The 16,998-nt window shown below is 52.5% G+C and carries 19 protein-coding genes; 13 read left to right on the top strand and 6 right to left on the bottom strand.

The window, feature by feature from the left end:
- Window positions 1-16: 16 nt before the first annotated feature.
- Complete coding sequence (locus NT239_14790) at window positions 17-721, bottom strand: MFS transporter (protein XGA71012.1); 705 nt, start codon at window positions 719-721, stop codon at window positions 17-19.
- 137 nt (window positions 722-858) lie between these two features.
- Between NT239_14790 and NT239_14785 the strand changes: the two genes are divergently transcribed.
- The 9 genes from NT239_14785 (at window position 859) to NT239_14745 (ending at window position 9,051) form a co-directional block, all read left to right on the top strand.
- Complete coding sequence (locus NT239_14785; GenBank protein ID XGA71011.1) at window positions 859-1,746, top strand: DUF6268 family outer membrane beta-barrel protein; 888 nt, start codon at window positions 859-861, stop codon at window positions 1,744-1,746.
- 121 nt (window positions 1,747-1,867) lie between these two features.
- On the top strand, window positions 1,868-2,584 hold the full coding sequence (locus NT239_14780; GenBank protein XGA71010.1) for an ABC transporter ATP-binding protein: 717 nt from the start codon (window positions 1,868-1,870) through the stop codon (window positions 2,582-2,584).
- Window positions 2,581-3,972, top strand: coding sequence for an FtsX-like permease family protein (locus NT239_14775; protein XGA71009.1), 1,392 nt, complete (start codon window positions 2,581-2,583; stop codon window positions 3,970-3,972). Before NT239_14780 ends, NT239_14775 begins: the two co-directional genes overlap by 4 nt.
- Before the next feature lie 67 nt (window positions 3,973-4,039).
- Window positions 4,040-4,207: a DUF5668 domain-containing protein gene (locus NT239_14770; protein XGA71008.1), complete on the top strand. Its 168-nt coding sequence runs from the start codon at window positions 4,040-4,042 to the stop codon at window positions 4,205-4,207.
- A complete protein-coding gene (locus NT239_14765) occupies window positions 4,207-5,013 on the top strand; it encodes an outer membrane lipoprotein-sorting protein (protein ID XGA71007.1) in 807 nt (268 codons plus the stop codon). Before NT239_14770 ends, NT239_14765 begins: the two co-directional genes overlap by 1 nt.
- Window positions 5,010-6,263, top strand: coding sequence for a hypothetical protein (locus tag NT239_14760; GenBank protein XGA71006.1), 1,254 nt, complete (start codon window positions 5,010-5,012; stop codon window positions 6,261-6,263). The genes NT239_14765 and NT239_14760 overlap by 4 nt, the downstream gene beginning before the upstream one ends.
- Before the next feature lie 8 nt (window positions 6,264-6,271).
- Window positions 6,272-7,339: a histidine kinase gene (locus NT239_14755; protein ID XGA71005.1), complete on the top strand. Its 1,068-nt coding sequence runs from the start codon at window positions 6,272-6,274 to the stop codon at window positions 7,337-7,339.
- A complete protein-coding gene (locus NT239_14750; protein ID XGA71004.1) occupies window positions 7,336-8,082 on the top strand; it encodes a LytTR family DNA-binding domain-containing protein in 747 nt (248 codons plus the stop codon). The genes NT239_14755 and NT239_14750 overlap by 4 nt, the downstream gene beginning before the upstream one ends.
- A 186-nt stretch (window positions 8,083-8,268) precedes the next feature.
- The gene (locus tag NT239_14745; protein ID XGA71003.1) at window positions 8,269-9,051 is read left to right on the top strand and encodes a GntR family transcriptional regulator; all 783 of its coding nucleotides are present in this window, start codon (window positions 8,269-8,271) and stop codon (window positions 9,049-9,051) included.
- Here the strand turns inward: NT239_14745 and NT239_14740 are convergent.
- The 4 genes from NT239_14740 to orn form a co-directional block, all read right to left on the bottom strand.
- The gene (locus NT239_14740) at window positions 9,048-9,413 is read right to left on the bottom strand and encodes a drug:proton antiporter (protein ID XGA71002.1); all 366 of its coding nucleotides are present in this window, start codon (window positions 9,411-9,413) and stop codon (window positions 9,048-9,050) included. The genes NT239_14745 and NT239_14740 overlap by 4 nt on opposite strands.
- Window positions 9,414-9,504: 91 nt before the next feature.
- The gene (locus NT239_14735) at window positions 9,505-10,194 is read right to left on the bottom strand and encodes a YafY family transcriptional regulator (GenBank protein ID XGA71001.1); all 690 of its coding nucleotides are present in this window, start codon (window positions 10,192-10,194) and stop codon (window positions 9,505-9,507) included.
- A complete protein-coding gene (locus NT239_14730) occupies window positions 10,194-10,706 on the bottom strand; it encodes a CinA family protein (GenBank protein XGA71000.1) in 513 nt (170 codons plus the stop codon). Before NT239_14730 ends, NT239_14735 begins: the two co-directional genes overlap by 1 nt.
- An 86-nt stretch (window positions 10,707-10,792) precedes the next feature.
- A complete protein-coding gene (gene orn, locus NT239_14725) occupies window positions 10,793-11,389 on the bottom strand; it encodes an oligoribonuclease (GenBank protein XGA70999.1) in 597 nt (198 codons plus the stop codon).
- Window positions 11,390-11,435: 46 nt separating this feature from the next.
- Here orn and NT239_14720 point away from each other — a divergent pair, with 46 nt between their 5' ends.
- From NT239_14720 to rsgA, 3 genes are read left to right on the top strand one after another with little or no spacing between them, the layout of a single operon-like run.
- Window positions 11,436-12,701, top strand: coding sequence for a M48 family metallopeptidase (locus NT239_14720; protein ID XGA70998.1), 1,266 nt, complete (start codon window positions 11,436-11,438; stop codon window positions 12,699-12,701).
- Window positions 12,702-12,758: 57 nt separating this feature from the next.
- Window positions 12,759-13,076 (top strand): 4a-hydroxytetrahydrobiopterin dehydratase, encoded by a 318-nt coding sequence (locus NT239_14715; protein ID XGA70997.1) that lies wholly within the window; start codon window positions 12,759-12,761, stop codon window positions 13,074-13,076.
- Window positions 13,077-13,090: 14 nt separating this feature from the next.
- A complete protein-coding gene (gene rsgA / locus NT239_14710) occupies window positions 13,091-13,975 on the top strand; it encodes a ribosome small subunit-dependent GTPase A (GenBank protein XGA70996.1) in 885 nt (294 codons plus the stop codon).
- A gap of 19 nt (window positions 13,976-13,994) precedes the next feature.
- Here the strand turns inward: rsgA and NT239_14705 are convergent, their stop codons facing one another.
- Complete coding sequence (locus NT239_14705; protein ID XGA70995.1) at window positions 13,995-14,549, bottom strand: DUF2062 domain-containing protein; 555 nt, start codon at window positions 14,547-14,549, stop codon at window positions 13,995-13,997.
- Window positions 14,550-14,654: 105 nt separating this feature from the next.
- Here NT239_14705 and NT239_14700 point away from each other — a divergent pair, with 105 nt between their 5' ends.
- Complete coding sequence (locus tag NT239_14700; protein ID XGA70994.1) at window positions 14,655-16,868, top strand: bifunctional (p)ppGpp synthetase/guanosine-3',5'-bis(diphosphate) 3'-pyrophosphohydrolase; 2,214 nt, start codon at window positions 14,655-14,657, stop codon at window positions 16,866-16,868.
- The last annotated feature ends 130 nt before the right edge of the window (window positions 16,869-16,998 follow it).

The raw sequence follows: 16,998 nt of genomic DNA, 5'->3' as shown, positions 1-16,998 counted from the left end.
TACCTTGTGAAAACGCTTATTCTGGCTGCACTTTTGCCAGCTGATAGCTGGTCATTGGCATGCTCGAGCTAATATCAAACGCGCAACCGGCTTCGATGCCGGCTTTGGCTAAACCGGCTGCGTCGAGCTGATCGTACAGCGCATTCATCGCGCCAATCGCAAAATCGCGCCCGCTGCCCATCGCCCAAAAACGCTGGAATTCATACACTTCGCGCAGGCTGTACACGCCAAAAATGCCGTGCTGATTGGCGATCAACACCGTCATCTGGCTCGATTCGTACGGATCGTCTTCTTCCTCATCGGGTTTAAGGTAGAAGTCTTCTTTGAGTTTGACGTGCAATTTGCGGAATGACTCAAAGATGGCGGCGCGGCTGGAAAAATCAAGATTTTTAATTTTCTTTAGCGCCGATTGCAGCACCAGATCGTGCGCTGCGCTGCCGCAAATCGCAAAATAGCTGCCATTGTGCTCAAAAATTTTATTCCAGCGCGCATCGTCGATTGCGCCCAAACGCATATCGCCAAAAGTCGATTGGCTATCGGCCGCAATGGCAATTTGGCCGTCTTTTTGCACGACTACTACCGTGGTCATCGTCAGTTTTTCCGCATATTCAGTAAGTCGATCAGTCTGCGGCGTAGGCCCGCCGCCGTCAACCCTGGCGCGGATATGGCGGCGCTTTAGCGCACGCTTTCGGCCTGGATGGCAACGCAACACAAGAACCATTCATCGCCAATCGCGACTGCTTATCAATGCCAATTACATTTTATCGCAGCGTGCAGTGGCAGGCATCAATGCCTTTTACAGTAGCGACGTCGACAAGGTGTAAACCTTGCGCAGCACTCACCATGGAGAACGATCAAATGCTCAAGCAAACTCTGATGACCTTATTATTTGCCCAAGCGGCCAGTTTGGCACAGGCCAATGAAAGCAGTTATGACTATGCAGTTAGCTCGATCCGCAGCGCTGAATTTAAGCTCGACTCAGGCGGCGAAGCCAAAACCCATTGGATCATGGGCCATTTCGGAATTAAGCACCGCCTTGATGCGCAAAATAGCGTTGGCATTGATTTTTCGGCTGCGCGGCAAGATTGGGATTTTAAACACCCGCAAGCCTGGGGTGGCAAAACACCGTGGGAAACCATTGAGCAAACCGGGGTTAGCCTGAACTACACCTTTGCCAGCCCAGGTGGCTTGATTTATTCATTCTCACCCAGTGTTGAATATTCAGGCGAAACCGATGCCGAGCACAGCGATGGTCTCAATTATGGCGCGACAGGATTTATCGCCAAATCATTCTCCCCCGATTTATTGCTTGGCCTTGGCTTGGGCGCATTTAGCAATTTCGACGATACCAGCGTGTTTCCATTCATTATCGTCAATTGGCAAATCACGCCCACACTGCGCTTAAGCAATCCATTTACCGCCAGTGCGGTCGGGCCTGCTGGGCTTGAATTGAGCTGGGCGGCGACGCCGCAATTCGACTTGGCCACAGGCGGCACAATGCGCTCGTACCGCAGTCGCTTAGCCAAAAATAATAGCGTCGCCAGTAGCGGCGTTTTGGAGCAAAAGTCGTTCCCACTTTTTGTCCGCGCAGGGTATCGCTTTAATTCGGCGCTGCGCCTTGATGGCTATTTAGGCAGTGCCATGGCGGGCGAAATGCTGATTCATGATCAAAACGGCAACGAAGTCGTGAAAGAAAAGCACGATCCTATACCCTTCATTGCCGTTACCTTCTCTGGTCAATTTTAAGCGCTGCAGTTTATCGCGCCCTATTGCGTTTTATCGTGCGGTTTCGCGCTTTATCGCAGCGCCGCGCTTTAGGGCCGCGCTCGCGCTTAAATAGCATCAAGCACTCACGAGGTTTCTTAGCATGTCCGCACTGCACATCAGCCAATTGTACAAAGATTATCAGCTCGATTCGGTCAGTGTGCCGGCGCTGGTCGATATCAATCTCACCATCCAGCCTCAGCGCTTTACTGTGTTATCGGGCCCGTCGGGTAGCGGCAAAACCACGCTACTGAACCTGATCGCTTGCCTTGATAAACCCGACTCGGGCGAGATCATCATCGCGGGGCAGAATGTTAAACATCTCAGCGACGATGCACTAGCCGATTTTCGTGCGCGTCACATAGGCTTTATTTTTCAAAATTTTAATTTGCTACCGGTACTCACCGCATTCGAAAACATCGAGTACCCGCTGATTTTGGCCAAAATGCCCGCCGCACAACGCAAAGCGCGGGTACTCACTTTACTGGACGCGGTTGGCTTGGGCGATAAAGCGCGCAATTTGCCGGGGCAACTCTCAGGTGGTCAACGCCAACGCGTGGCGATTGCGCGTGCGTTGGCTAGTAAACCCGATTGGGTATTGGCCGATGAGCCGACCGCCAATTTAGACAGCCACACCGGACAAGCGATTATTGCGCTGATGCGCCAAATTCAGCGCGATTTAAACACCTCGTTTATTTTTTCTTCGCACGACCCGCAAGTATTGGCGGCAGCCGATGACGCGGTATTGATTCGCGATGGCCGCATCATCACCAACCACAAGACCACACCTAACCACCTTGCCGAGGAGGCCTTGGCATGAACACCTTATCTTTAGCTTGGCGCAATTTGCTGCGCAATCGTCGCCGTTCTTTAACCACTTTATTGGCGATGATTATTGGCGCCGTCGCGATTTTGTTATTTGGCGGTTATAGCGGCAATATCAATTTGGGGCTGCAAACCGGCTTTGTGCGTAGCAGCGGGCATTTGCAAATCCAGCATCAGGATTATTTCCTCTATGGCACGGGCAACCCAGCCGCCTACGGCATTCGTGATTATCAAGCGCTGATCAAGGCAGTCCAACAAGATCCAGAATTATCCCGCATGCTCACCGTAGTCACCCCAACGCTAAGTTTGGGCGGTATCGCAGGCAACTATCAAGCCGGCGTTTCACGCACTGTGTTTGGTAAAGGCATCGTCGTTGATGAGCAAAACCAAATGGCGCTCTGGAATGACTATCAATTTCCGGGCGAAGCCAAACGCTCGCCATTGACGAGTACTGCCGCCAACGCCGCCAGCATCGGTGTGGGCGTTGGGCGTGTATTGCAATTGTGCGAGCAACTCAAAATAGCCGATTGCCCAGCGATGAAAACTAAGCCTGCGAGTAGCGAAGCCATCGCTGCGCCGAGCGATATTACCGAGTTGAGCAATTTAGAAAGCGCCGCACCACCAGCCAAATCAGGCGCAGCCATTGAGCTACTCGCCGCCAATGCGCACGGCGCGCCCAATGTCGCCGCGCTGAATGTGGTTAAAGCTGAAAGCTTGGGCGTGAAAGAGCTGGACGATATGGCAGTGACCTTGCATCTGAAACAAGCGCAGGAACTGATCTTTGGCCAAGACGCGCCGCAAGTCACTGCGATTGTGCTGCAACTGAAACACACCTCACAAATCCCAGCGGCACAAGCGCGCTTAAAGCACATATTGAGCACGCAATTTAAACAGCTGCCGCTGACGGTGTACGACTACACGGTGATTAACCCCAGCTACGGCCAGATCACCGGCATGTTTGCCGCGATTTTCGGTTTTATCTCACTGCTGATCGGCGCGATTGTGCTGTTTACCGTCGGCAATACCATGAATATGGCGGTGCTTGAACGCACGGTGGAAATTGGCACGCTGCGCGCCATCGGTCTGCGCCGCGCAGGCATTCGCAAACTGTTTATCTGCGAAGGCGTCTTGCTTGGCTTGGTCGGCGCGGGATTGGGTTTAGTACTGGCGCTGGCTTTGGCTTACCTGATTAATCAAAGCGGTTTGAGCTGGATGCCACCGGGCAATACCGAACCTGTTCCGCTCACGGTGCGGGTATGGGGCGAGGCGCAAATGATCATCGGCACCGTGCTTGGGCTAATTGCAGTGGCTTCGCTCTCGGCCTGGTGGCCAGCGCGCAGCGCGGCCAAGCTCAATATTGTTGATGCGCTTCGCCATGCCTAGTCAGGGTATAGGCCTGAAGTCCATCGCCAATAATACTTATATCAATATACCCATCAGGAGAATCATCATGCGTAGCTCAATTATTTTAATGACCATCGGTATTTTGTTTCTTGGTGTGAATCTTGGCTGGTGGCCGGGGCTGATGAATTTACTCGCCACGTGGTGGCCGCTCATTTTGATCGCACTAGGCGTCAGCCGTTTACTGAATCGCCGCTCAGACGAGGAGCATGTGTAATGCAAGCGCTAAACCGACCTAGCTGCGCCTTGGGGCTGGCCCTACTGGCTCACATGGCACTGGCAGCACCAGCGGCCAATCTCAACGCCACAGCCCCGTCAGCACAAAGCCTGCTGGCGGCGAGCGACGCCATTCGCAACCCGGATCAATCGTTTGGCCAAACGGTGACCTTGATCGAATACAAAGATGGCAAACAGCAAGAAACTTCCACGCTGGCGATCTACGCCCGCGCCGACAAAACCAGCGGGCAATTTCGCAACCTGATCCGCTTTGTCGCGCCGCAGCGCGATAGCGGTAAATTAATGCTGAAAAATGGCAATGATTTATGGTTTTTTGACCCAGCCAGCAAAGCCAGCGTGCGCATTTCGCCGCAACAACGCCTGCTCGGCCAAGCGGCCAATGGCGATGTGATGTCGGTGAATTTGGCGCTCGATTATCAAGCACAATTGGCCGGAGAAGAAGAAATCCAAGACGGTGAAAAGCAAAAACGCAGTAGCTATTTACTGAATCTAAAAGCCAAAAATAACGAAGTGACGTATCACCGTATCGAATACTGGATCGATCGCGAGAATCAGCGCCCGATCAAAGCCAAGTTTTACTCCAGCAGTGATCGGCTGCTGAAAACCGCCTACTACCGCCAGTACAAAGCGCAATTGGGCAAAGAGCGCCCGACCGAAACCGTGATTATTGACGGGCTAGACCCGAAATGGGTAACAGTGATGCGCAGCAGCGATTTTGCCTACCGCGACGTGCCAGAAAGCTGGTTGCAACGCGATTACCTACCGCGCTTTAGTCCTGCATCATGAGCAAAACGACTTTCACCAGCTTAGGGGTCTGCTTGTATTGGGCGTGTTTAAGCCACAGCTGGGCCGCCGATGATTTGGACGCGCTCGCCTTGGCCGATCACACCGCCCAGACGAGCGAGCAAGCTCGCCCTTGGCAATTATTCATCGAGGGTATGTCTGGTCTAGTCAATTACAGAAATACTCAGGAAGATATATACCCACAACGTATATCGATTGATCTGGGCTTTGATTATCAAATTAATCCGGCGTGGCGCGCGGTACTGGCCAATCGGCTAGACCTGAATTGGCAAAGCGGGCAAGACGAGCAGATTAATACCTTGAAAGAAGCGTATCTCAGCTGGCAAGCCCAACCTGAGCTGATTATAGATCTGGGGCGCGTCAATCAGCGCAATGGCATGGCGTATGGTTACAACCCGACCGATTATTTTAAAGTCGGCGCGGTGCGCTCCTTGGTATCGATTGAGCCATCCAGCCTGCGTGAAAATCGGCTGGGCAGTGGCATGCTGCGGGGGCAGTATTTGTGGGATGGCGGCGCGATCAGCGCATTATATTCGCCCAAACTAGGCGACAGGCGCAACACAGCAGCGTTTGATCTGGATTGGGGTGCCAGCAACCCCAGTTCGCGCTGGCAATTGGCGCTCAGCCAGCAATGGTTTAACGGCTTTACACCACAATTTTTGCTGTTTGGCGAGGAAGGCCAAGCGCCGCAAATCGGCGCAAATATCAGTTTTTTAGTCGGCGATGCCCTAACAATGCATGGTGAATACAGCGGCGGACAAGCGCGCAGCTTGCTCGACCAAGCGCTGCAAAACCCGAGCGAGGCGCAGTTTTATTCTCGCCTAGCTGCAGGCGGCACTTATACCTTTCCAATCGATTTAAGCCTAACGCTGGAATATCAATACAACCAAGCTGCGGCCAATCACCAGCAATGGCAGGTATTGGCCAGCCAGCCGCAAAAATACTGGGCTTACCGGCAATACGTGTTTCATCTGCAAGACAATCCAACGCAACATAATCTATTTATGCTGGCGAACTGGAATAATGCACTGTGGCGGCGTTTTGATTTAAGCGCCATGCTGCGCCACGATTTGGTCGATCACAGCGGACAATATTGGCTGGAAGCCCGCTATCGCTTTTCGCAAGCCGATATCGCGCTGCAATGGCAATACCAGCAAGGCAACGCAGGCAGCCAGTTTGGCGCTCTGCCGCAAAAATCGAGCGTGCAGGCGCTGCTGAAATATTATTTTTGAGTGAAAGCATGGCTTTATTTTCCACCCGAGCGCAATTCCCCAATTTCAGCTGGCAGCGTGAGATCGGCTTGCTTTTGCTGATCAATACGATTATCGCGCTGTCGCTCACCGTACTTGAAGGCCCAGCCAGCTTTGGGCAAAACCTGCTGATTTCACACTGCATCGGCTTTAGCATTGGCGTTTTGCATTACCTACTGAGCTGGGGTACACCACGCATGGGCTGGAACTGGCGCACGCCCACTTCAGTCATCCTTGGCGTTTTCCTTGGCTTTAAAGTAGCGCATTGGCTTGGCGCGCCAGATGTATTTGGCTACATGCTGCAAAAGCCAGAAGTGCAATGGCGCGGTTTTGCTTTTTCGCTGATTGTGTCCTTTGTTGCCTGCGCGTTTTTTGTGATTTTTTATCATTCGCTGTCGTACAAAAACCAGCTCGAAACCGCCAAACGCCAACAAGCCGAGGCCAAGCAAGCCGAAATCAGCGCGCAATTGGCGATGCTGCAGGCGCAGATCGAGCCGCACTTTTTGTTTAATACCTTGGCCAATATTCATAGCCTGATTTCCATCGACGCGCCGCGCGCCAAAATCATGTTGGAAAACCTAAATGATTACTTGCGCGCCAGTCTATCGCGCACGCGCCAAGCGCAAACCAGTTTGGCCGATGAAATGGCGCTGATCCGCGCGCTACTCAGCATTAGCCAAATTCGTTTAGGCGAGCGTTTGCAGTATCAAATCGACATCCCCGATGAACTGCTCACGGCGCAACTACCGCCGCTACTGCTGCAACCCTTAGTCGAAAATGCACTGGAACACGGCATTGAACCGGCCATCGACGGCGGACAAATCACGATTTCTGCCCAGTTGAGCCCTGATGCGCAAAACCTGATTTTGCGCGTTAGCGATACCGGGCAAGGCTTAAAAGACAGCGGCAGCAGCGGCATTGGCCTTGCCAATGTGCGCGGCCGGCTGACTACGCTCTACGGTGAGCAAGGCCAGTTGCAACTCTCGCCGAATGCGCCACATGGCGTTATCGCCCAACTCTCTTTCCCCTATCAAACTCTAACAGCGAGCCAGGTATGACGCGCGCCCTGATTGCCGATGATGAACCGCTACTGGCCCAAGCTTTGGCCGAACGCTTGAAACAATTGTGGCCCGAGCTAGAGATTGTCGCTATCGCCAAAAATGGCGTTGAAGCGAGTGCGGAACTGAATCGCCTGCAGCCTGATTTGGCGTTTTTAGATATTCAAATGCCAGGCTTAACCGGGCTGCAAGTAGCCAGTTCATTGCACAACACCCGCGTGGTGTTTGTTACCGCTTACGATGAATACGCGGTGGCGGCGTTTGAGAATAATGCGATCGATTATTTGCTCAAGCCGGTGAGCGATACGCGCCTGGCCCAATGCGTGAGTAAATTACAGCGCAGCGTGGCAAGTGCCGCGCCAGCGCTGGATTTGGCCAGCTTGCTGCAACAAGTACAGCGCTTAAGCAATGCGCCCAGCTATTTAAGCTGGCTCACCACCGGTTTGGGTGAAACCACGCGTTTAGTTTCTTGCGACGAAGTGCTGTATTTTCAAGCCAATGAAAAATACACCGAAATTATCACCGCCACTGAGCGGCATTTAATTCGTACTTCACTCAAAGAATTGCTGCCGCAACTCAATCCGCAGCGCTTCGCGCAAATTCATCGCGCGTATATTGTTTGCCTGCCAGCGATTGCCAAAATCGATCGCGACCTACTCGGCCGCCAGCGCGTGCATTTAAAAGGCAGCGATGAAGTTTTGCCCTTGAGTCGTAGCCATGCAGCACAGTTCAAGCAAATGTAGGGTATATCTTTAAAAACAAACAATAACTGAACATTCAGAGCAATACCCAAGCCAATTAGCGTCAGATAAATCGAGTAAAACCGCTCCAAAACTGCCGCTTATCTGCTCAAGAAAGGATTAAAAAAAGCCCCCACAAGCGGCAAACTATACTCGCCAAATAAGGCTTCGCGCCTGTTGGAGGTGGGTATGGATCGTTCAGAAAAAGAATTTATCGAGTCAAGCACGGGGAACGAAGCCCGCATCGACCTTAGCCAGTTAAAGCCATCCCCCACCAGCCATAAACCCAGTCTTATTCAATTTTTTGAGTTATTGCGGCAGGCCGTGATCAGCGGTCGTTGGCCTCCCAATCACGCGCTACCAACGGTAGAAGAATTTGCTTTTTATGTCGATGTGCCTGCGCTTGAAATCCACATGGCATTGCGTTTATTAAGCAGCCAGCATTGGATACGCAAAGGTGACGATGGTTTTTTTTACCCCACCCCACGACTTGATCAACCAATTGGTAAACTCAGCAGCTTTAGTGAACTACTAAAAGCACGAGGCTTTACGCCGTCCTCTACGTGGATCGAACGCGTCATCACCCAAGCTAGCCTTGATGAGCAATGGCGCTTGCAACTTGATACCGGGGAAAACGTCGCCCGCTTGCAACGCTTGCGCATCGCCGATGGCATCGTGATTGGCTATGAAGTCAGCGCCATGCCTGAGCGCTTGGTGCCCGACCCGCAGCAAATCGAAGACTCGCTGTACCAATATTTTCGTGAGCACGATTTGGTTATCGATTTTGCCACCGAAGAAATTGACGCCGATTATGCCGATGAAGACATGGCCAAATGGTGCAGTTTTGACCCCGGCCAGCCGCTGCTGCGGCTGACCCGAGTGAGCTATCTAGCAGGTCGTATCCCGCTAGAATTGAGCTATTCATTTTTCCGTAGCGATTATTATCACTACGTCGTTGAATACAAAGATTAGCTTGGGAAATAGACCCGCAGACGGTGTCCATCAGGGTCTAGCGCCACAAAAGTGCGGCCAAACTCCATCTCGGTAATTTCTTGCGCGATCGTCAGGCCTTTGGCTTGCAAGGCGACAAAATGTTGCTGCAACAGTGCCTCATCCGCGACGGCAAAACACAATTCACCGCCCGCACCCTGCCACGCTGCTGGCGGGGCAACCGTCGCCTTAGCCCAAAACCCCAGCATCATGCCAGAGGCGAGCTTAAACATCGCAAACCCTTCGGATTGTTCAATCGGCGCGCTGCCCATTAATTCGCCATACAAGGCAGCGCTGCGCGCGACATTTTCGACGTAATACAAAACCAAATTGGGTGCCAACATTGTTTCTCTCCACAACGCTACGCGCCACCTGGCTGCGTTTGAGCGTGTCGCCATCATAGGGGGTGCTAGTGTCAGAAAATGTCAGCAGTATCTAAGAATTGGCAATACCTTCCTGCTCACGCCATTGCTGCAATAATTGCTGCCGCGGGGTGGAATAGCGGGTTTCGGCCGTCAAGAGCTGATGAATGCGGTCGGTGCGAAAGCAGCGAAATTGCGCGCGTAACTCGCACCAAGCAATCAAAATGCGCACCTGATCAAAAAATCCCAAGGCCAGCGGCCACACGATACGCTCGCTGGCTTGACTTTTCGAGTCGGAATATCGAATTGCTAACTTGGTTTGCTCGCGGATTGCGAGGCGAATTTCCGCCAGAAAATCATGGCTGCCCTCTGCGATTTCGTTGGGGCCAATCAGCAGCGGCGAGTGATCTAATTGATGGCGCAAGGTAGCGGGTAATACGGCGGAGATTTTGGCTTTGGCCTGGCGAGCTGCACTTTGCAAATCATCATCAGCGCGCTCGGCTACCCAGCGCAAGCCCAGCACCAGCGCATCCAATTCTTCTGGGCTAAACATCAGCGGCGGCAATGTAAAGCCCGGTTTGAGCACATAACCCAATCCCGCCTCGCCTTCAATCTGCGCGCCCTGCGCTTGCAACGTGGCAATATCGCGATACAGCGTGCGCAAACTAATGCCCAATTGCGCAGCCAATTCGCTACCTGCCACCGGAAAGCGATGCATGCGCAATAATTGCAATAAATCGAGCAGGCGTTGCGCGCGCGACATTAATGCGCCGCTTTAATCAGTTCAGCCAAACGATACAACGCCCGGTATACCGTGGCAGCCCTTACCTGAGTTCGATCACCAGCAAATACCTGCCTCTCCGTCACGATTCCGTTTGGGGTTGCCCAAGCGAGCCACACCGTACCAACTGGTTTTTCGGCGCTGCCGCCGCTTGGCCCTGCGACCCCCGAAACGGCGATTGCCCAACGGGCGTTGGCATTGCTTGCTGCGCCTTGCGCCATTGCCGCGACCACAGGCTCGCTCACCGCGCCAAGGCCGTCGATAAAAGCCGGCGGAACATCGAGCATCTCGGCTTTGGCGTGGTTGGCGTAGGTGATGTAACCGCGTTCAAACCATGCGCTCGAACCCGCGATCTCGGTAATCGCTGCGGCGATTAAACCGCCAGTGCACGATTCAGCCGTCGAGAGCGTTTCGCCACGCGCGAGTAATAACTGACCGATCTCGGTCGCTAAGGCTTCAACTTCGGGGGAAAAAGGAGCGGGGAAATTTATCATCGAAAGTCAAAATCTTTATGGTCAGACTGTTATGCCAAACCAGCTCGCCCACATGAGACGAGCTGTCACTTGCGAATCACACCGCCTCAGGCGTCATCCTCTTCAGTCTGTAAAAGCGCAACATCCACTCCCTCGCCCGCCAACTTGATGAAGTTGTCGCGGTAGAATTTCAGCTCGTCGATCGACTCCAGAATATCGGCCAATGCGGTGTGCGCGCCGCGCTTTTTAAATTGCTTGGCCACTTCGGGCTTCCAGCGTTTGCACAATTCTTTTAGCGTTGAGACGTCCAGATTGCGGTAGTGGAACCAGCTTTCCAGCTCGGGCATGTATTTGACCAAAAAGCGGCGGTCTTGATGGACCGAGTTGCCGCATAAGGGCGACACGCCTTTCGGGCAGTATTGGCTGATGAATTCGATCACTTGCGCTTCAACTTCAGCTTCAGACAAAGTCGATGCTTTCACTTTGGCGGTCAGCCCCGAATTGCCATGCGTCTTGGTGCACCACTCGTCCATCGCGTCCATCACCGCATCGCTTTGATGCACAACCAGGCTCGGGCCTTCGGCGACAATATTCAAATGACTATCGGTAATCACCACGGCAATTTCGATGACACGGTCAGTTTCTGGCTCTAGGCCCGTCATTTCCATGTCGATCCAGATGAGGTGGTTCTGGTCTTGTGGCATACTTACTCACTTGAATTACGTAAAGACCTCATTTTAGCGCAAGACCATGACTGCCCATCAATTTTCAATTCTATTTTTATTCGCCTTGGTGAGCAGCGTGCTGCTACAAATGTGGCTCGCAATGCGGCACATCAACCATGTACGCAAACACCGCAAAGCGGTTCCCGCTGAATTTGCCGAGCAAATCACGCTTGATGCGCATGGCAAAGCGGCCGCGTATACGGTAGCCAAAACGCGCTTTGGTATGTTCAGCAATATTTTTGATGCCATGGTCTTGGTGGCCTTTACTGTGGGTGGCGGCATTGAGTTGCTATCGCAACTGACCAGCCCGTGGTTTGAGTCTGAACTGGCGCAAGGTTTAGCGCTGATTGGCAGCTTGGCCGTGTTCAGCACTCTCATCAGCCTGCCCTTTTCGCTGATTTCCACTTTTGTGATTGAAGCACGCTTTGGTTTTAATCAGATGAGCGCCAAGCTGTTTATCACCGATTTAATTAAATCGACCTGTATCGGCGCCATCATTGGCCTGCCGCTGTTGGCCGCAATTTTGTGGCTAATGGGGCAAATGGGCGAGATGTGGTGGTTGTATGTGTGGGCAACTTGGCTGGTGTTCTCACTCACCCTCATGTGGGTGTTCCCAACCTTTATTGCACCACTATTTAATAAATTTGTGCCAATGGAAGACGGCGCAATGAAAGAGCGTATCGTTGCACTATTGGCGCGCTGCGGTTTTAAAAGCAATGGCCTGTTTGTGATGGATGGCAGCAAGCGCTCTAGCCACGGCAACGCTTACTTTACCGGCCTTGGCAAATCAAAGCGCATCGTCTTTTTCGATACGCTGCTCACGCATCTGGAACCGGCTGAAGTGGAAGCGGTGCTGGCGCACGAATTGGGCCACTTTAAACACCGCCATATCGTCAAACGCTTGGTTTGGACTTTTGCGCTGATGCTGGGCCTGCTGTGGCTATTGGGCGTATTAAAAACTCAGCCATGGTTTTACCAAGGTTTGGGCGTGAGTACGCCAAGCACCGCCGCCGCTCTGCTGTTGTTCTTTATGGTGTTGCCGGTGTTTACCTTTATTTTGTCGCCAATTAGTTCGATCACCTCACGCAAGCACGAATACGAGGCTGACGCGTATGCGGCCAAAGTGTGTGCTCAGTCAGGTGGCTCAAGTGAAGACTTGGTCACTGCCCTGGTCAAACTGTATCGCGACAACGCATCGACCTTAACGCCAGACCCGCTGCACAGTATGTTTTACGATAGCCACCCACCGGCGAGCCTGCGTATTGCCGCATTACGCCGTTTAAACGCATAAAGACTTACATCGTGCGCCATCCGTGCTAGAACGACTTATTGCGCGGATGGAGTAGCGATGATGTCTTTAGCACAAGAAAGCTGTATTGAAAAAGCCGAGAAACTCGACGAGGTGGCGGCTGAAATGCTTGCCACCGATTTGCAAGACTGGATTATCGTGAACGGCTCATTAGAAAAAACGTTTCGTTTTCGCAATTTTCATGAAACGATGAGCTTTGTAAACGCGGTGGCGTATATTGCGCATCAGCAAAACCACCATCCTGCGATGGATTTAAGCTTTGGTCGCTGCAAGCTGATTTGGAACACCCACTCAGCCGGCGGCCTTTCCCGTAATGATTTTATCTGCGCCGCCCGAGTCGACAAATTGAAGGCGTAGACCCACAAGGCTTCATGACTGCTACTACCGCCCGCATTGTTACCAGCTATGGCAAGGTTTACATCGTTGAGCTCGACGATGGCCGCCGCCTTTCCGCCTCCACCCGCGGAAAAAAAACCGATTACGCCTGCGGTGATTATGTCGCGATCGACATTATCAACGCCGAGCAAGCGGTGATTAATAAGGCGCTTGAGCGCAAAACGCTGCTGTATCGCTCCGATCAGTGGAAAAGCAAATTGATCGCGGCGAACGTGACGCAAATTATCATCGTCGTCGCATCGGTGCCAAGCTTTTCGGACGAGCTGATCGGCCGCGCCCTGCTCGCCGCTGCTGACGCCAATATCCGCGCGGTGATTTGCCTGAATAAATGCGATTTACCCGAAAGCGAAGCCGCGCGCGAGCGCTTGGCCTATTACAAACGCTTTGATTATCCGGTGGTTGAGATTTCGGCCAAACAAGACCTAAGCCCGCTATTGCCGTGGCTGGATGGCCAGATTTCAGTGTTGGTCGGCCAATCGGGCATGGGTAAATCGACAATTACCAATGCGCTGATTCCGGACGCAAATGCGCGGGTCAACGATATTTCGCTGGCGCTGGATTCGGGCAAGCACACGACGACGCATGCGCAACTATACAAATTGAATGCACGTGCTGAGTTAATCGACTCGCCCGGCTTGCAATCATTTGGTTTGGCACATATGCGCGCCGAGTCGCTGCCGCATTTAATGGCCGATATGGCGCCGCACGTGGGGCAATGTCGTTTTAGTAATTGCCGCCACCGCCAAGAACCTGGCTGCGCGGTGCTGAGCGCCGTAGCGGCGGGTGAGATTGCGCCAACGCGTTTGGAATTAATGCATAGACTGCAAGACGAAATTCAATTGGCGGCGACGAATTATTAAGCGGTCTTCATATACACCATCAGGTATTGCCCCGTGGGCGTTTTGCTTTCTTGCGTAGCGCCCAATACACCCATACTCGCCAACACACTTGCACCAACACATAAGCGGCAATCGCCAGCAAAATACTTAATAGCGGCAAACCAACCAATAGCGGCATGCCCAAGGATTGCACCCACAAGCCCATCGCGGCAATCCAATCTAGAAAAGCCAAATCCATAAACGACGGCATCTGCGCCATCGTTGCGCCGCCATCTTGACCAGTCACCCAAGAGCCCAGCAAAAACGCCACCCAGTAAATCGGCGCAATCGTAAACGGATTGGTATAAAAAGTGGCAAAGATCGCCACGGGCAAATTCACCCGAAACACCAGCGCCAATACCGAGGCAGTAATAACCTGCAGCGGACCCGGAATCAGACCGCCGATCATACCCGCGGCCATGCCACCGGCGACAGAACGGCGATTAAGGTGCCATAAATTAGGATGTTCAAACCAATGCGCAAAGCGGCTTAAAAAAACGTTTTTATGTAAGGTGTGTTGGTCAGGTAACCACCGACGCAAGTGTTTTCGAGGCATTTGTAAATTTTCGCGTTAATTTAGCTATGACAGACCGGTTAAATTGGGCAAAATTCAATCATCGCTAAAATATAGATCGTTCCAGCCAAGGACCGCTGATTAATTATGGTTGCAGTCACCCGCCCGCTCGCTCAATCGATTGCCGAAGCCGCAGATCCCGATCGCTGGCTGGCGGCCTTGGCCGAACGCTATCCGCCCAATGAAATCGCGCGTCTGCGCGAAGCATTGGATTGGATTGGCGAGGTTTATGGCGCGGCGTTAAACCCGGACACTGACGAATCGCTGTTTTTGCATGCTGTGGCCAGCGCATCCATCGTCGCTGATTTGCGCATGGACGCCAATGCGGTGATTGCTGCGCTGCTGTTTTGCATTCCAGATTTCGTCGAGAAATCAGCCGAAGCGATTGATAAGCGCTTTGGTCGCACGGTAGCCTCGCTGGTCGACGGGATTAGCAAAGTGCGTAAATTGCGCTCGCTGGCCAAACCCGCCACCAGCAAGGCAGATGACTACGCGCAGCAAATTGAAGCACAGCGCAAAATGCTGCTAGCGATGGTTGAAGACATCCGCGCGGTATTGATCAAGTTGGCGTGGCGCACGCAAACGATGCACAGCATCGCCAAAATTTCAGAAGAGCGTCGCCGCAAAATTGCGCAGGAAACGCTCGATGTTTTCGCGCCCTTGGCTAACCGCTTGGGCGTGTGGCAAATCAAGTGGGAATTGGAAGACCTCGGTTTTCGCTTTTTGCACACCGACACGTATAAAAAAATCGCCAAACTGCTACTCGAGCGCCGCGTCGATCGCGAACACTTTATTGCCGAAGTGTTGAGCACGCTGCGCGCCGAGCTGGCCAAAGCCGGCGTAACGCACGTCGACTTAATGGGGCGACCTAAGCATATTTACAGCATCTGGAAAAAGATGCAGAAAAAGAAGCTCGATTTTTCGGAGCTGTACGACATTCGCGCGGTGCGCGTGCTGGTTGACGACGTGAAGGATTGCTACACCGTGCTCGGCATTGTGCACAATCTGTGGCAGCCGATTCCGGGCGAATTTGACGACTATATTGCGCAGCCGAAGGGTAATTTCTATCGCAGCCTTCACACCGCAGTGATAGGCCCACAAGATAAAGCGGTTGAAGTGCAGATTCGCACTTTTGATATGCACGACCACGCCGAATATGGCGTCGCGGCGCATTGGCGCTACAAAGAAGGTGGGCAAGGCGATGCGCGCTATGAAGAAAAAATCGCTTGGCTGCGCCAACTGCTTGATTGGCGCGAAGACGTTGCCACTGACGACAAATTTACCGACGCGTTTAAAGCCGAATTATTTGAAGACACGATTTATGTGTTAACGCCAGCTGGCCGTGTGATTTCGCTGCCTAAAGGCAGCACACCGGTTGATTTTGCCTATCACTTACACACCGATTTAGGCCACCGCTGCCGTGGAGCGAAGATCAACGGACAAATTGTGCCGTTGTATACCGCGCTAGAAAATGGCCAACGCGTTGAGATTTTGTCGACCAAAGAAGGTGGGCCTAGTCTAGATTGGTTGCATCAAGGCTATGTAAAAAGCCATCGTGCAGCGCAAAAAATTCGCCATTGGGTAAGACAGCAAAACCTTGATGTGGCGATTGAAGCAGGCAAAAACCTATATGAAAAAGAATCGGCACGGGCAGGTGCCAGCCAGCTTAATCAAGAATTAATCGCTACACGCTTAGGTTACAAAACGATAGACGAAGTGCATATCGCCTTGGGCCAAGGCGAAGTCAGCCTGCGCGAGCTCAACCTTGCATTTAGCGATGCGCTGCGCCCAGCTGAAACCGTCACGCCTGAAACACCCGAAGATTATGTCCGAGCGGCACGCGCCACGCAGTATGGCGAAGGCATTTTGATCGAAGGTATCGATAAACTGATGACGATGCTGGCCAAATGCTGCAAACCGGTGCCACCGGATGCGGTGATGGGTTATGTGACCAAAGGGCGTGGCATTTCTATACACCGCTGCGATTGCACGGCGCTAAAACGCTTGGCTGCTGAGGCGCCAGAAAGACTGATTCGTGCCGACTGGGGCAATTTGGCCACGAGTGGCCATGTATTTGCCGTTGATATTGCCGTTGAAGCGCAAGAGCGCGCTAATTTATTGCGTGATTTAACAGATATTATGTCGCGCGAAAAAATCAACGTCAGTGCGGCCAATATGCAAGTGAGGGATGGTCGCGCGCGCATTGCCTTTACCATTGAAATTCGTAATAGCGAGCAATTACAGCGCATTTTCGCTCGCCTACAAGAAGTACCGGGAGTACTGCGCTGCAACCGCACCTAATGTCAGTTTATTTTCTTACTTTGCTAAACCCTTGATTGAATAAATCAATTTCTTGATCTATTTTTTCGTAAGGGTTTTGGCCATTATGCCTGCCGCAAAATATTGACCAAGCCCCTTTAGCCCAGCCTGA

Origin of the sequence: Chitinibacter sp. SCUT-21, from assembly GCA_041874755.1 — a bacterium.
Taxonomy (GTDB): Bacteria; Pseudomonadota; Gammaproteobacteria; order Burkholderiales; family Chitinibacteraceae; genus Chitinibacter.
The sequence above is the reverse complement of the archived record's forward strand: the minus strand, read 5'-3'. Positions and strand labels throughout refer to the sequence as shown.

Bases quoted from the DNA above. Each gene is read 5' to 3' on its own strand.
- NT239_14790 (XGA71012.1), bottom strand. From the start codon at position 721: ATGGTTCTTGTGTTGCGTTGCCATCCAGGCCGAAAGCGTGCGCTAAAG.
- NT239_14785 (XGA71011.1), top strand. From the start codon at position 859: ATGCTCAAGCAAACTCTGATGACCTTATTATTTGCCCAAGCGGCCAGT.
- NT239_14780 (XGA71010.1), top strand. From the start codon at position 1,868: ATGTCCGCACTGCACATCAGCCAATTGTACAAAGATTATCAGCTCGAT.
- NT239_14775 (XGA71009.1), top strand. From the start codon at position 2,581: ATGAACACCTTATCTTTAGCTTGGCGCAATTTGCTGCGCAATCGTCGC.
- NT239_14770 (XGA71008.1), top strand. From the start codon at position 4,040: ATGCGTAGCTCAATTATTTTAATGACCATCGGTATTTTGTTTCTTGGT.
- NT239_14765 (XGA71007.1), top strand. From the start codon at position 4,207: ATGCAAGCGCTAAACCGACCTAGCTGCGCCTTGGGGCTGGCCCTACTG.
- NT239_14760 (XGA71006.1), top strand. From the start codon at position 5,010: ATGAGCAAAACGACTTTCACCAGCTTAGGGGTCTGCTTGTATTGGGCG.
- NT239_14755 (XGA71005.1), top strand. From the start codon at position 6,272: ATGGCTTTATTTTCCACCCGAGCGCAATTCCCCAATTTCAGCTGGCAG.
- NT239_14750 (XGA71004.1), top strand. From the start codon at position 7,336: ATGACGCGCGCCCTGATTGCCGATGATGAACCGCTACTGGCCCAAGCT.
- NT239_14745 (XGA71003.1), top strand. From the start codon at position 8,269: ATGGATCGTTCAGAAAAAGAATTTATCGAGTCAAGCACGGGGAACGAA.
- NT239_14740 (XGA71002.1), bottom strand. From the start codon at position 9,413: ATGTTGGCACCCAATTTGGTTTTGTATTACGTCGAAAATGTCGCGCGC.
- NT239_14735 (XGA71001.1), bottom strand. From the start codon at position 10,194: ATGTCGCGCGCGCAACGCCTGCTCGATTTATTGCAATTATTGCGCATG.
- NT239_14730 (XGA71000.1), bottom strand. From the start codon at position 10,706: ATGATAAATTTCCCCGCTCCTTTTTCCCCCGAAGTTGAAGCCTTAGCG.
- orn (XGA70999.1), bottom strand. From the start codon at position 11,389: ATGCCACAAGACCAGAACCACCTCATCTGGATCGACATGGAAATGACG.
- NT239_14720 (XGA70998.1), top strand. From the start codon at position 11,436: ATGACTGCCCATCAATTTTCAATTCTATTTTTATTCGCCTTGGTGAGC.
- NT239_14715 (XGA70997.1), top strand. From the start codon at position 12,759: ATGATGTCTTTAGCACAAGAAAGCTGTATTGAAAAAGCCGAGAAACTC.
- rsgA (XGA70996.1), top strand. From the start codon at position 13,091: ATGACTGCTACTACCGCCCGCATTGTTACCAGCTATGGCAAGGTTTAC.
- NT239_14705 (XGA70995.1), bottom strand. From the start codon at position 14,549: ATGCCTCGAAAACACTTGCGTCGGTGGTTACCTGACCAACACACCTTA.
- NT239_14700 (XGA70994.1), top strand. From the start codon at position 14,655: ATGGTTGCAGTCACCCGCCCGCTCGCTCAATCGATTGCCGAAGCCGCA.